This is a genomic window from Oleiphilus sp. HI0128 (assembly GCF_001635365.1).
In genome coordinates this window covers 1-13,620 of sequence record NZ_LWGG01001626.1, presented here as the reverse complement: position 1 = coordinate 13,620, position 13,620 = coordinate 1, and the positions used below count along the sequence as shown (strand labels likewise).

Annotated in this window: 13 protein-coding genes; 5 read left to right on the top strand and 8 right to left on the bottom strand. The window is 45.7% G+C overall.

Annotated elements, in window-relative coordinates; translation table 11 throughout:
* The 4 genes from A3763_RS26495 to A3763_RS26480 form a co-directional block, all read right to left on the bottom strand.
* On the bottom strand, positions 1-394 hold a 394-nt coding region (locus A3763_RS26495), incomplete at its 3' end, for a TlpA disulfide reductase family protein (RefSeq protein WP_068760769.1).
* A 60-nt stretch (positions 395-454) separates the two neighbouring features.
* Positions 455-1,111, bottom strand: a complete 657-nt coding sequence (locus tag A3763_RS26490; RefSeq protein WP_068553288.1) for an outer membrane beta-barrel domain-containing protein — start codon at positions 1,109-1,111, stop codon at positions 455-457.
* On the bottom strand, positions 1,081-1,872 hold the full coding sequence (locus A3763_RS26485; protein ID WP_068511553.1) for an SH3 domain-containing protein: 792 nt from the start codon (positions 1,870-1,872) through the stop codon (positions 1,081-1,083). Before A3763_RS26485 ends, A3763_RS26490 begins: the two co-directional genes overlap by 31 nt.
* Positions 1,873-1,943: 71 nt before the next feature.
* Positions 1,944-4,583: a hypothetical protein gene (locus A3763_RS26480; RefSeq protein ID WP_197476146.1), complete on the bottom strand. Its 2,640-nt coding sequence runs from the start codon at positions 4,581-4,583 to the stop codon at positions 1,944-1,946.
* A gap of 336 nt (positions 4,584-4,919) precedes the next feature.
* Here A3763_RS26480 and A3763_RS26475 point away from each other — a divergent pair, with 336 nt between their 5' ends.
* From A3763_RS26475 to A3763_RS26465, 3 genes are read left to right on the top strand one after another with little or no spacing between them, the layout of a single operon-like run.
* Positions 4,920-6,242, top strand: coding sequence for a hypothetical protein (locus A3763_RS26475; protein WP_231872338.1), 1,323 nt, complete (start codon positions 4,920-4,922; stop codon positions 6,240-6,242).
* A 12-nt stretch (positions 6,243-6,254) separates the two neighbouring features.
* Complete coding sequence (locus A3763_RS26470) at positions 6,255-8,774, top strand: LamG domain-containing protein (RefSeq protein WP_082880622.1); 2,520 nt, start codon at positions 6,255-6,257, stop codon at positions 8,772-8,774.
* A gap of 26 nt (positions 8,775-8,800) precedes the next feature.
* Positions 8,801-10,402: a general secretion pathway protein GspF gene (locus A3763_RS26465; protein ID WP_068633717.1), complete on the top strand. Its 1,602-nt coding sequence runs from the start codon at positions 8,801-8,803 to the stop codon at positions 10,400-10,402.
* 38 nt (positions 10,403-10,440) lie between these two features.
* Here A3763_RS26465 and A3763_RS26460 read toward each other — a convergent pair whose 3' ends face one another.
* The 3 genes from A3763_RS26460 to A3763_RS26450 form a co-directional block, all read right to left on the bottom strand.
* Positions 10,441-10,704, bottom strand: a complete 264-nt coding sequence (locus A3763_RS26460; RefSeq protein WP_255375271.1) for a nucleotidyltransferase domain-containing protein — start codon at positions 10,702-10,704, stop codon at positions 10,441-10,443.
* Between the two features lie 46 nt (positions 10,705-10,750).
* Complete coding sequence (locus A3763_RS26455) at positions 10,751-11,173, bottom strand: nucleotidyltransferase substrate binding protein (RefSeq protein WP_231872337.1); 423 nt, start codon at positions 11,171-11,173, stop codon at positions 10,751-10,753.
* 135 nt (positions 11,174-11,308) lie between these two features.
* Entirely contained in the window at positions 11,309-12,238 is a 930-nt protein-coding gene (locus A3763_RS26450) for an FAD:protein FMN transferase (RefSeq protein WP_197475726.1), read from the bottom strand.
* 140 nt (positions 12,239-12,378) lie between these two features.
* On the opposite strand from A3763_RS26450, the gene A3763_RS27835 reads away from it, so the two are divergent.
* Both A3763_RS27835 and A3763_RS26440 read left to right on the top strand, forming a co-directional pair.
* Positions 12,379-12,771, top strand: coding sequence for a nucleotidyltransferase domain-containing protein (locus A3763_RS27835; RefSeq protein WP_068508473.1), 393 nt, complete (start codon positions 12,379-12,381; stop codon positions 12,769-12,771).
* A 22-nt stretch (positions 12,772-12,793) separates the two neighbouring features.
* Entirely contained in the window at positions 12,794-13,219 is a 426-nt protein-coding gene (locus A3763_RS26440) for a DUF86 domain-containing protein (RefSeq protein ID WP_068508475.1), read from the top strand.
* A 38-nt stretch (positions 13,220-13,257) separates the two neighbouring features.
* On the opposite strand, the gene A3763_RS26435 is transcribed toward A3763_RS26440, so the two are convergent.
* A partial coding sequence (locus A3763_RS26435; protein WP_304440855.1) for an MBL fold metallo-hydrolase RNA specificity domain-containing protein occupies positions 13,258-13,620 on the bottom strand: 363 nt, incomplete at its 5' end.

Genomic DNA, 13,620 nt, shown 5'->3' with positions numbered 1-13,620 from the left:
CAGTTGTCGGCATCGCATCCACCTCGTACATCTCACTTACCTTGCTTGTCGAGTCATAGACCACAGGAAAATCAACCGGCACAGCTTTCAAAAAGCGATCTGCATCAGCTGAATCTTCATCCACATTGACCGCTAAAATGGTAAAACCCAAGTCTTCATATTTGGCAAAAATATCATTCATCAAGGGCATTTCCTGACGACATGGCCCACACCATGAAGCCCAGAAGTTCAGCATCACAACTTCTCCTTTTAACTCTTCAAGCCGGATATTGCTTCCTTGATTACTTTTGAGCGTAAAGTCGGGTGCCGCGCCACTCAGTTGCTCAGCACTCGATAGGCCAGATAAACTCAACAAAGCGGCTGTCACTAGAGACTTGGCTATGGTCATTCGCATATTGATTCCCTCAATTCTTTTCAGTAAATACTTTCATTTTTTAAACCCTTCCAAGCATGCCTAGAAGAACAGGGACACACCCATTCCCAGCTCTGAGTTAAAACTGATTTTCTCAGGCCCTACGACATCTATTTCGTAAAAGTGCTCTTTCGCTGTAAAGTGTAAAGAGACAAAATCAGTCAGTAGTAATTGGTACCCCAATCCGACTACCCCCGTTAAACGGGTTTCTCCGGCAAAGTCTGTTGCACCAACAGCTGCAGATACGTAAACGTTATTGTTAAAGGCATAATCTCGGCCAAAATAGCTTTCGCCAGGAAGCTTAAATGCCACCCCAAAGTTATAGTAAAGGTAATCACGGTCATCACTCGATAACACCTCTACAGCACCAAGGGTCTCAAAGCTGCTTTGCCCTGCTTCACTCATCCCGATATGCGTTTCAAACATCAGGTTTCCACTTAAATGAAACGCCAGACGAGTGCCGTAAACCAATGCAGACTCGAAATCTTCAATGTTCATCACGCCGGTAAATACGCCGAGCTCAAAATTCTCTGAGTCGATCATTGCCTCATCAAGCACTACCGGCTTTACATCAGGCTCTATTAATGGGCTATGTTGCTCAGCACAAGCATTCCCCACCACCGCTGACAGGGTTAAAACCATCAACCAAATACATTGTTTGCGCTTCTTCAAAAGAACACGCTTAATCCAATTTTCCATTCTGTCGCTTCTTCGTTGCTTTCACGGTTAGTAAAAATTTTATAGTCCTTCACTTCCATACGAACAAAATAACGGTCGCTCAAGTAATATCGTGCCCCTATACCGGCATGAATAGATTCTTCGTCCCGCTTTGCTTCTTCAGATAAGGTCGCCTTGGGGCTGATAAATACCATGCCCGCCCCTAAAGTAAAAAACGGTGAGAACTTCCAGGAAGGAAATGGCTGATGAAGCAAGTTCACGCTTGCGACTTTTATCTCAGCCGAATCACCCAGCACCTGACTCCCCCATAATTCAAGAGATATGTTGTTGGTCATCCAATAGCCCAGATAAGCCGAATTAAGGGCTGCTTTGTCAAACTGACCACTCATCAAACCTGCTTCCCAGCGACGTGTATTGAAGTCATCAAAGACTGGTTCTGTGATCTTCACAGTTTCGCCATTAGCGTCTTCCATCTGCAATACATCAGCAATATTCAACCAACCTTCATTACCTTTGCGATCACGAACTTTTAACCACTCCGTCTTTCGAGTTGAAACTTCTAGCCACTCCCCTTTTTCGCTGATATGGAATACAGGGAAACCTTGCGCGGGGCCTGTGCGCCATTCCACAAAAGGAAGTACCACTTTAAGCTGAGGCGCAAATACGGTAGACCCGGCATGGTCTTCACGAGTTTCGGCCTCACTGGCTAAAACAGGCCATGAGAACAGCGACAAAATGAAGACCACCAAGCAAGAATACTGGCAGCGTGTTAAGCCTGACATAAATATCCTTTTTTAATCATGCAACGTTCAACTCTTCTCTACACACGAGGAAAATCTCTATGTAATCAATACTAGTTAATTGGTGCCGCAAAAGGGTCGTTAAAGTATTGCGCCCCAAGGTCCAACCATTCAGAAATCAACTTAAGCTCGGATAAAGTGAGATCACCTTCATGAGAACCACCTGCTTCAAACAAGTCTAAAAATTCCCCACTTCTCAAAGCACCTGCTGTATTCATAGTTGGCCCCACTGGTACAGTTTCCTGGACGTAAATAATGTTTTCGAATTCATCACGAAGCGGCTCACCTTCGTCATCCAACACTGGCTGATCGCTATCGACTAAGCGGTCAATTAAAATGCCTTCAACCAGTTCAACTTCATTATCATTAAATAATAGCTCACGATAAGACTTATAGTGATCTGGATCGTCAGTTGAAGGACCATTACTCAAATCCAACTGCTCAACCGGAACTTGAGTTTCCCCTTCACTGTCTACATTACTATGACAGGATGTACAGGTACGGTCTTCTTCAAGTTCATCGACGATACGTGATCTCGGCACCGACCATAGAGAATGAATATGTGTTTCATAGTTCACCACTATTCGACACCCTAGTCCCCAAGTCCCTTCACAAGTTTCCTTAATTGGCATTGGTGTCGTTAAATCTTCATAAGCATAGCTAATATCATTGTCTGTATCGGCAGGAACGACCCACTCATCAGTATAAGTAATATCAGGGCTTAGATTTCGAATACCATAATTTTCGGTATAGGCCTGCGCCATGGTTTCCCCCATTAGCACACCAAAGGGTGTATCTTCATCAGGCCCGGCAGGAGACGTTCCCGGAAAAGGAAGACCAACAGTCTCTGCCCCCGTATTGACCGGTTCAGGCCCAGCGCCATTACGCCCATGCGGGACTTCGCTTGCACCCGTGTGGCAACCGTTACATTCTATTAATTCCCCTGGAGCGACTTGCAGCCAGTTTTGATGACGCTCACTAGTACGCTGCCCTTTTTCATTTAATACGCTAAGTGCAAAAGCAACATTGGCTGGTACGGTCACCATTACAGATCCATCTGGTTCAATAGGAACATAACCCAGGATTTCCCGCATAGATTGCGCTCGACTTCTACCAAAAGCGGAGTTATCAAAATCACGTACGTTTTCATCAGGTATTGAAACAGCCTTCTCGATTCTTAGAAAACGTTGAGGACGCTCAGAAGGCTCTGTCACCTCAGGATTAGCAAGCGCCGCTAAACCGGCAGGAGACGTATCTTCACCATCAAAGTCATAGACACTGCGAATATGAATCGCTCCTAAACCATTACCAAAGTTTTCCAACTCTACTGGAACGTAGTCTTCCGGTTCTGGCCGACTTGTAACCAACATCACCTGATCGTAGCGATTACCTTCACTCGGTAAGGCAACCACTTTTAAGGTCTTATCGCTCGCATCATAGACATATAAACCATAGAGAGGTGTCGCGGCTTCATAGGTATCTGAAGCGAGTTTCTCTTCGGTACAATATTCTGGCTGGCCTTGTTGATCACCATCTGTTTCAGCATCGATATCGATCAGGGCAACACGACATAAGCTCCAGCTCACCAAGTAACGGTTTGAGCCATCATAAAGCGGTACAAAAGCGCCATACTGACCATTTATCGTTTGTTCATCACTTGAGGTGACCCCGTCAATAATCGCGACTTGCGCCTGCCCTTCAATTGCGTCACTGCCATCGATGGCACGGTCTGCATCAATGAATTCATCCAAATTAATCTCGAGAGGTTGTGCGGCAAACGTAGCGCTTTCGAAGGTACGCAATGAAACCGCAATATTACCGTTTTCTAACTCTTTAGGTTTCAAGAACTGAACTTGGTCACCGTCTTCACCTGAATCATGGGAATGGCGGCCATAGAGGTAATTCAAGCCTGTACCGTCGGGGTTAATCTCGTATAAGTTAACACCATTGTTTCGTGTTTGCCCCGCGTTATCCCAACGAGAAAACAGGACTTTGCCGTTATTCAACAGGATAGGGTCTAGATCGTGGCTTTGGTTAAAGGTAAGTTGCTGAATATTTTGTCCATCACCATCCATAATATGAAGGTTAAAGGCGTGTACATTTCGCTCTTCATCAAGTGCAGGATAACCCGTCTTACCTTCATTCAATAAAACAGCCTTGGCACGCGTCTGGCGCGTTGAAGTAAATAAGATACGATCACCTGGAAGGTAGCTGGGTGAAATATCATGCCCATCTTCAGCCCTGACATTCAGCGTACTATCAAAAATACGGCGGAGCGTGCTGCTCTCTATATTATATTCCCAGATATTCCAAGTAGGCTGATCTTCTTCATCGGCATTCTCTATCTCTGGCGCACGCATCGAGAAGAGTAGTTTCTTACCATCATAAGAAGTACTGAGGTCACGTACATCGTAGAGCAGCTCACCGTCGTCGTTTAAGAACGATTCATCAGCAAAGGCTGCCGAAGAAATATCCACCGTTTGAGCATCAAGTGATGCTTTTTGCTTTAGGTATAAAACAGCACCAGGACGAAACGATTGCGGCTCAGCCGCATTATCTGGCTCAACTTCGCCCTCATCGTTTTCTATAGGTCTTTCTATATAGGCTAAAGGTAAGTCAACTACAACAGGATCCGTGCCATCAGAGCTACAGGCAACAATAAGAGGCAGGCTGGTAATAGCAACAAGGCACAACAATACCCGTCTCAAATAGCCGGGGCTTGAAGGCTTCGGTAATCTAAAATGCCTTTTGAAGGCACGATTCAGAAAAACCGAAACGTAAAAAAATGTTAACCTGACATGCTTCACAATATTCTCCCTATTCGACATAATCGAGCCCAGTTAAGGACTTAGACAAGGATTATGTCTCTCAGTATGTCTTCTTCCTAAGTACATTCCAGCGCATTTGAGTTACGCAATGTAATGGTGAGCACTGCCACACAAAAAGCGTCTATCATCTTCAATTAAACTTCAAACATAGAGCGTTTGGGTCAAATTTAAATAAGCTCCGATCCAAAGAAGGAACAAGCTATGAATGTATTTCCTGTATTACCTAAGCTACTGAAACAAATTAAGCACGACGGTTTCTGGCAAGCAGCTATGACGCCAGCATATACAAAAACATTGATCGGAAAAATTAAGCTTATGCACCAGCGCATGAAATTTCTGTCACTTATACTTCTCTCTACACTATTCGTGAGCTCGACTCTAACGGCCGGGGAACGAGAGCAAGCTAAACGTATACATGACAGAATAGCGGGTGTGCCCCCTACTGCAAGTGTACTCGACTCTATGGCGGCGGATATTTTGGCGGGCGAAGCTAGCAATGCGGCCTATACGGCAATGGAACACACTGCTTTCTATGACGTTACGCTAAAAAACCTTGCAGCCCCCTGGACAAATGAAGCCATGTCCAGCTTTGTGCCCTTCAATGACTATATGGCAACCGTAATTGGTTTAGTACGCGATGACGCAGACTTTCGGTCAGTTCTATATAGCGACGTGCTCTATGTCGGAAATTCTTCACTTGGGCTACCAAACCCGAGCATCAGTAGCAACGCGCATTATGAAGCTCTGGAAGATGGCGGACACAGCCTAAAAGAGTATCTGATTGCCAGCACTCAGTCGGAACAATACAACATCCCTAGCGCTGCCGCTGCCGGTATCATGACCACGCGCGCATCCGCTCATGCATTCATGAAAGACGGTACCAATCGTGCACTGTTCCGTTTTACCGTGTTAAACCACTTATGCAACGATATGGAGCAACTTAACGACACCTCCTTACCACCTGACCGCGTCAGGCAAGATGTTTCGCGTAGCCCTGGTGGCGACAGCAGAATCTTCTTAAACAGCTGTGTAGGTTGTCATAACGGCATGGACCCTCTTACCCAAGCGTTTGCTTACTACAACTATGATTACAATGTTGAGAATGACCCAGAGGGTTTAAACGGCCAAATGGTCTATAACCAGGAAGGCATGACCGATGCGAGCACTGGCAGCCGCGTACAAGCAAAGTATCACATCAACGCTAACAACTTTGAGTTTGGCTATATCACGCCAGATGACAGCTGGGAGAATTACTGGCGCTCAGGAAGAAACCAGTTACTGGGATGGGATTCCACCCTCCCCGGCTCTGGAAATGGCGCTGCATCCATGGCACAAGAACTTGCACATTCCGAAGCCTTTGCCGAATGCCAAGTGAAAAAAGTTTTCCAGAATGTCTGCCTAAGAGAACCATCAGACGCTGCTGACCGAGCTGAAGTTGCATCAATGGTCACATCATTCAAAAACAGTGGATATCAACTCAAAAGAGTCTTTGCAGATTCAGCCACCTACTGCATGGGCGAATAGGAGGATATGACAATGAAAGCAACTAATACCTTAAAAAGCATTTGTTTATCACTCCTTGCCCTAATTCTACTTAGCGCCTGCGGTACTGACAGCGGCCAGGAAAATACCGACAACCCTAACACTAGCCAAAACACCAGTACCGATGAGTATCTAGGCCCTGCGCCAGAAACTGACGATGCTCTAAAGTTTCAGACCGAGTTTTGGGAAAATATCGTTACTGAAAACCGCTGCGGCGCTTGCCACGGTGCTGATGGTCAGTCCCCTAAATTCGCACGCTTCGACGACGTTAACCTGGCACTTGCTGATGCCAGTAGCTTGATCGATCGAGATGACCCGGCAGAATCGGCTCTTATCACGAAAGTTGCAAACGGCCATAATTGCTGGGCATCTAACGGACAAGGTGGCACCGATATCGGCACCTGTGTAACGATTCTCACTGGGTGGGTCGAAAATTGGGTGGGTGACAATACTGCCAGCACTAATGAAATCATCCTACGCTCTCCACAAATCAAAGACCCTGGGAGCAGTAAGTCCTTCCCTGAGGATACTTTAAGCTACTCAAGCACTGTCTACCCTCTACTCACAGAGTATTGCAGTGACTGTCATGTCGAAGGCCAGCAAACTCCTTTTATTGGCAGCTCCGATGTTGACACCTCTTACCTGGCTGCTCAGAGTCGAATCAGCCTGGAAACCCCCGGCAACTCCCGACTAGTACAACGCTTACTCAATGAGTTTCATAACTGCTGGGAAGTTGGTTGTGAAGCCTCATCAACTGAAATGAGAACAGCGATCGAAGCCTTTTCTAATTCGATCACTGCCGCCGCGATTGACGAAACACTGATTACCAGTAAAGCACTTGTATTGGTGGGTGACGGCATCGTTGCCAACTCAGGTGGCCGCTATGAAGATGATGTGATTGCCCTATACGAGTTCAAAGCCGGTGAAGGTACTCTTGCCAACGACACCAGCGGTGTAGACCCGGCCATCAACCTTGAATTGAGCGGCAACGTCGAGTGGGTCGGCGGTTGGGGCATTAAGTTTGGCGCTTCGTATATCGACGAAGAAACCAATACCCGTGTCGGCAACGGTAAAGCGCAAGGCAAGACCGAAGACAGTAAAAAGCTCTACGATGAAATACGTGGCACGTCTCAATATTCTATAGAGGCTTGGGTTGTTCCAGCGAATGTTACGCAGGAAGACTCGCGCATTGTGTCGTACTCGGGCTCGGCCAGCTCTCGTAACTTTGCTTTGCAACAGACCTTGTACAACTACGACTTTTACAATACTACTAACGACTTCAACGAAGCACTTTCAACCGCCGATGCAGATGAAAGACTTCAAGCCAGCCTTCAGCATGTTGTCGCCACCTACTCCGCGACACAAGGCAGAAAGCTCTATGTTAATGGTGTCTATACCGAAGATGAAGACAGCGTAGCCCCTGGCCTTCTAAATGGTTGGAACGAAAGTTTTGCCCTCGTATTGGGTAATGAAACCGATGGCAACGAACTATGGGAAGGCACGCTAAGGATGCTAGCTATTCATAGCCGTGCGTTAACACAAGAGCAAATCACCCAAAACTATAACTCCGGCGTAGGTGAGAAATTCTACATGCTATTTGGTGTATCTCATCTTGTGGATACCGATGACCCCGACACAGCCGATGACTTTATTTTCTTTGAAGCCAGCCAGTTTGATAGCTTTAGCTACTTATTCTCTGATGCACGCTTTGTCAGCCTTAACGACAATGTTGAACTAGACGACATCACTTTAAGAGGCATGAAGATCGCCATCAACGGGCAAGAAGTAAATGTTGGACAAGTCTACCAAAACCTAAACATTAGTTTGAACGACGAAGACTATGTAGCGGGTAACGGGCAAGTTTTATCTAACCTGGGAACCATCGTTCCTTTGGATAAAGCAGCCGATGAAGACGAGTTTTTCTTAAGCTTTACGGAGATTGGCAGCCGCTCGCGCGATGAAGAGGAAGACATTCCCCCAACGCCTGCTGAACCTGAAGACCTACCTGCTTCGTCAGAAATAGGGCTTCGCACTTTCGATGAAATCAATGCATCGATGTCTGTGATGACCGGTGTTGCCTCAACCGATAGCGATGTAAAAAGCACTTTTGATACGGTGAAACAACAGCTACCAACGATAGAGAATATCGAAGGCTTCTTATCGGCCCACCAAATGGCCGTCACTCAGTTAGCCATTCAATATTGTGACGCCTTGGTTGATGACACAAGCTTAAGAGCTAGCTTCTTTAGCAGCTTTAATTTTAGTGAAAATGCCAATACCGCTTTTGATACGGATGGCCGTAGCCAGATTTCAAGCGCCCTCCTAAGCAACTTTGTTGGTACTAGCTTGGACACTCAACCTAGCGACAGCGATATTAATGATGAGATAAACAGCCTGATTGATACGCTTAGCGCTTGCTCAGCTGACAGCAGCTGTCCCGAAGGTAGAACCGAGATTGTGGTCAAAGCAGCCTGCGCAGCCGTACTAGGCAGCGCTACAACGCTTGTGCAATAAATACTATTCAGTTGAAGGATGAGATTATGATTATCAAACCAACACTCAAACAAACGCTGGATATCAACGCACCTTTGATACACAGTGACCATAAACGCCCTAAAACACGTAGGGAGTTTATCGCCAATGGATTCATGGCTGGCGGCGCTACCGTTTTTGGCTCGTCAATATTCAGCCTTTTCGGAGCACCACGTAATGCTTCGGCCGCGCTATCTTCAGATATTGAAGCCTTAAAAGATAGCTGTGGAATCGCCGTCCAAGGGGCCGGAAAGATCCCTTTTATCTGTATTGACCTGGCAGGCGGTGCCAATATTGCCGGCTCCAATGTATTAGTTGGCGGTTCGGGCGGACAAAAAGACATGCTCAGCACAGCAGGCTATAGCAAACTTGGCATCCCGCCGGATTTTTTACCTCAGGTAAACAATACCGATGGCACTACGAATGACTTCGTTGATGAATCCCTGGGCTTAGCCTTTCATTCAGATAGCCAATTTTTACGCGGGATTCAGGAACGAACCTCTGCGGCAACCCAAGCTGCGATTAACGGCGTGGTAATCCCGGCACGTTCAGAAAACGATACAGGCAATAACCCCCATAACCCGGTTTATGGCATTCATAATGCCGGTGCAGATGGTTCACTTTTAACATTGATTGGCTCACGAAGCTCTGATTCTGGCGGCAACTCCTTAGCACCAATGGACATGATTAACCCGCAGGTGCGCCCGACTAAAATTGACCGCCCAAGTGATGTTACGGGCTTGGTCGATGTCGGTGATTTGATCGGCCTACTAAGCCAGGAAGATGCCGTCGCGGTAATGGAGTCTATTCAACGTATCAGCGATAAGAAAATGGCTCAGATGAATACCGGCCTTCCTAGCGCTGGCGTAAATGTTACCACTGACGAAGTCGTAAAAGACCTTGTACGCTGTGGCTATGTAAAAAGTGCCGACCTGGCAGACCGTTTTGGCAACCCTGCTGACCTCGACCCGGTACAAGACCCGGATATTGTCGGAGCAAGCGGTATCTTTAGTAGTGAAGAATTTCTCAATGACCGCGAATTCCAGAAAGCCGCATCGGTCATGAAACTCGTGATCAATGGCTATGCCGGTGCTGGTACAATCACCATGGGTGGTTATGACTACCATACTGGTAACCGTTCGACAGGTGAAGCTCGTGACTTAAGAGCAGGACGTGTCATGGGCGCTTGCCTGGAATACGCAGCACGAATTGGTGTACCGCTTATGCTTTACGTCTTTTCTGACGGTTCAGTCGCCAGTAATGGCATGGTGGATAACTCTGAACAAGGCCGTGGCAAAGGTGTATGGACAGGCGATAACCAATCAACTGCCGCAGCGTTCTACCTAGTCTATGACCCTAGCGGCAACGGTCGCCCTACTGCGATACGCAACCAGGTTGGCTATATGCGTAGCGACGCATCAGTCGAAACCGCATCAAGCCCTGCTGCCAATAACGTTAACCTACTAGTTCAAACCGTTATGCTGAATTACATGGCACTACACGGCGAGCAAGGCAACTTCGAAAATGTACTGAGTTATCACGGGCTGGGAAGTTCTACTCTTAGGGATACGCTGGTTGGAATGGCACCTATTGTAAATGGGACGATTTGATGAATAAGTAAGACGATAAAGGGGGGGCACCTAAAGTGCTAAGCCCCTTTTGACTCATAAATTACTTGGCCAACTCTCTCAATGTGATCACGTAGCTGCAAGTTCTTAATGTCATGAAAGCAATGCACATCGACTACAAGCGGGATATCAGAATCTGCAAAATCTAACGCTAGTGCTGAGCTCGTAAAACGGTCAATATTATCGCCGACGACAGCAATATCAATATCACTTCGCTCATGATAATTCCCTTTCGCCCTAGAGCCATAAAGCTTTGCATAATCAATCATCTCATACTTAGATATATATCTCGTATCTCGCTCAGAGTTTGCTCACTCAAGCCGAACTGACTCATGATGATACTATTTCTTCTAAGAGTGATGTGTACCACTCATCTAGCATAGGCAAATAACTAATTTTTATGGAATCAATAACCTGTTCGAACTTCGAAAAGTCATAGGTATGACTCATAAGGTTTCGGTCTCCGATCATTCTCAACCAGGTCTCGGCATCATTAATATACTTACTTTGATACGCTTGGCGAACAACCGACTTAGGTGAAATCTGGTCAAGAATAATACCATCAAATTCCATTTTATCTTTGAGAACCTTCCACGCTAGTTCGAAGGTATATTCAAAACGCTGAATAACACCTTCCTTTTCTAACTGGCTAAACGAAGCAATATCTGACTCCACTGCTTCACGTAGCAAAAGAAAAGCTCGCTGAAAGTTCTTAAACCGTTGTTGCCAGCGAATATCTGAGACAGACATCATGACGCGTTACCTAATTCTTTAAAGATGAATATTTTGAAAATCACTATAGCAAGGATCGAGATACGATTCGATGATTTAAAGACCAAGGCTACAGGAGAAAAGAGCCCTAAGAAAGCCTTAGCCGCCTCCTTGAACTTAAGGCCTTCCCAAACCATTGGAATAATGAACCCTTTGCCGTTCATCAATCATAATCGCGTCAATACCTTCTAGTTTATTTATCAAGTCTAAACCTTTTTTCAACCCCAATACGAACACGGCAGTCGATAGCGCATCGGTAGTCGTCACATCAGGCCCGAGAACGGAAACGCTTAGCAGACCGTTCCGAGCAGACCGGCCTGTTTTTGGGGAAATAATATGGTGAACCCTTTCGCCGCTATCATCGATAAAGAATCGCTCGTAGTCACCTGAAGTCGATAAAGCGACATCCGATAAAGGCAGAACAACGGAGTTTTCTTCTTTGTTTCTAGGGTGACGCACCGCGACAAGCCAAGGCTTTGAGCCCTTTCCGCCCAGAAGATACATATCGCCGCCCGCACTTAAACGCGCATGCTTAACACCAAAGGTCTTCAACATCTTAATGCCTTCATCAACAGCATAACCTTTAGCTATTCCGCCTAAGTCAAGAACGACTCCAGGAGAGCTAAAACGTACTGTTTGAGCACTTCTATTTAAAACAATATGGCGATAATCCAGTGCTGGCAACTTTGCATTGATTTGAGAATCAGATGGCTGCGCCTGTTGTCGATAGTCATATAAAAAACCCACAGAGGCAAAGCTGATATCAAAGGCACCTTGGGATAAAGCCGACACAGCCAATGACTTTTCGAGTAAGCTAAACAGCTCAGTCGATATCGATAGTGCTTGCTCAGAGGCAAGTCTATTTACCTTGGAGAGCTCAGATTCAGAAATATACCGCGACATCTTTGCCTCGATATCATTAAAGCGATTCAGCACTGCGCGCTTAGCCTTCTCTGCTTTAATCTTATCGTCTAACCAAAACTCCAAGCTTAAGTTGGTCGTCATCACCTCTGCAGAAAACTCATGCCACTCGGCTTTCAAGGGCATGCTAAGAAAAACTAAGAAGCAAATGAGAAAACTCAAACAGTTTTTCATAATGTTATCCAAAATATCTCTCCAACCACGACGAATAGACCCATCCTAAAATATTGGTTAAAATCAATAAACCCTATTGCTGGAACAACACAATGAACTTGGCACCTAGTAATAAAACTATTGATGCACTTAAGAGTCTCTCTCTTAAAGAAGCGAGTCGAATTGAACTTGTCTGGCTTTATGGTTCACAAGCGAATCATACCGCTGATTGCGCGAGTGATTATGACCTAGCGATAGCGCTACATAAGGAATGTAATCAAGCAGACAAATTCATTCAAGACCTTGAGTATCAATGGTCAAATAATCTAGACCAGAATATATCAATCGTTGATATTAACTCAGTGCCCGTGCCATTGGCTTACAACATTATTGATCTCGGCACTCCGCTCTACATTGGCAATGACTTGCGCCTTCATAGCGAAGAACAGCGAATATGGTCATTATGGAGTGAATATGCCCATGAACACCAGCAACATTATCCTTAAACGGCGTTCCAGAGAATTTACTATGTCGACATACCAAGCCTATGTATTTGCCATCAAAGAACAAGTCGCTCAGCACTTGGCTGGTTTGGATGAGTTGGCCTGCACCATTCAGAAACGCCCCTTAACATTTAACGAACGTAGCGCTGTAGAAAGGAATCTACAGGTTCTTATCGAGGCTGCTATTGGCTGCTCAAAGCACTATCTCAAGAAGATATCTAAACCTGTTCCTTCGGAAGCCCGAGCTAGCATTGAAAGAATCTACGAACAACTCGCCATTACCACTCCTGAAATAAATGAAATGCGCGGCGCAATAGGCATGCGAAACGCCATCATTCATGACTACCTTAACCTTGATTGGAAAAAGTTAGAAGCCGTACTTGCAAAGCAAAAATACTATAATGTGAAAGATTATATCAGCCTGCTCTGTTCTGCACTTCTTAGCGAATAGCTTGTTTTTTAATACCTTTTCTATGGCTACGTTACTCTTTAAGGAATACTTAAACCTACCTCTTCCCCCAATAATTCCCGTAGCGCCTGCTTTAAAGCCTTCTTCGCGTCATCATCACCATGAACAATTCTTATTTCTGAAGGCTTAGCTTTCATGCCTTGCACAAAGTTCAGTAAGTCTTCCTGACCTGCATGCGCAGAGTAACCCGAGATCGTATGTACAGCGGCATTAATCGTATAGCGCTTACCCTCTAGCTCGACATAGCCATTTCGTGTCCCGTAAGTTTGAATATCTCGCCCTGCAGTTCCCTCAGCTTGATAACCTACAAACAGAATATCAGTACGCTTATCTTCAATTAAGGCTTTTAAATAATTAACAATACGTCCACCAGCACACATACC

Excerpts from the sequence above, each read along its gene's own strand:
- A3763_RS26490 (WP_068553288.1), bottom strand. The coding sequence starts at position 1,111 with ATGGAAAATTGGATTAAGCGTGTTCTTTTGAAGAAGCGCAAACAATGT.
- A3763_RS26485 (WP_068511553.1), bottom strand. The coding sequence starts at position 1,872 with ATGTCAGGCTTAACACGCTGCCAGTATTCTTGCTTGGTGGTCTTCATT.
- A3763_RS26475 (WP_231872338.1), top strand. The coding sequence starts at position 4,920 with ATGAATGTATTTCCTGTATTACCTAAGCTACTGAAACAAATTAAGCAC.
- A3763_RS26470 (WP_082880622.1), top strand. The coding sequence starts at position 6,255 with ATGAAAGCAACTAATACCTTAAAAAGCATTTGTTTATCACTCCTTGCC.
- A3763_RS26465 (WP_068633717.1), top strand. The coding sequence starts at position 8,801 with ATGATTATCAAACCAACACTCAAACAAACGCTGGATATCAACGCACCT.
- A3763_RS26455 (WP_231872337.1), bottom strand. The coding sequence starts at position 11,173 with ATGATGTCTGTCTCAGATATTCGCTGGCAACAACGGTTTAAGAACTTT.
- A3763_RS26450 (WP_197475726.1), bottom strand. The coding sequence starts at position 12,238 with ATGCCCTTGAAAGCCGAGTGGCATGAGTTTTCTGCAGAGGTGATGACG.
- A3763_RS27835 (WP_068508473.1), top strand. The coding sequence starts at position 12,379 with ATGAACTTGGCACCTAGTAATAAAACTATTGATGCACTTAAGAGTCTC.
- A3763_RS26440 (WP_068508475.1), top strand. The coding sequence starts at position 12,794 with ATGTCGACATACCAAGCCTATGTATTTGCCATCAAAGAACAAGTCGCT.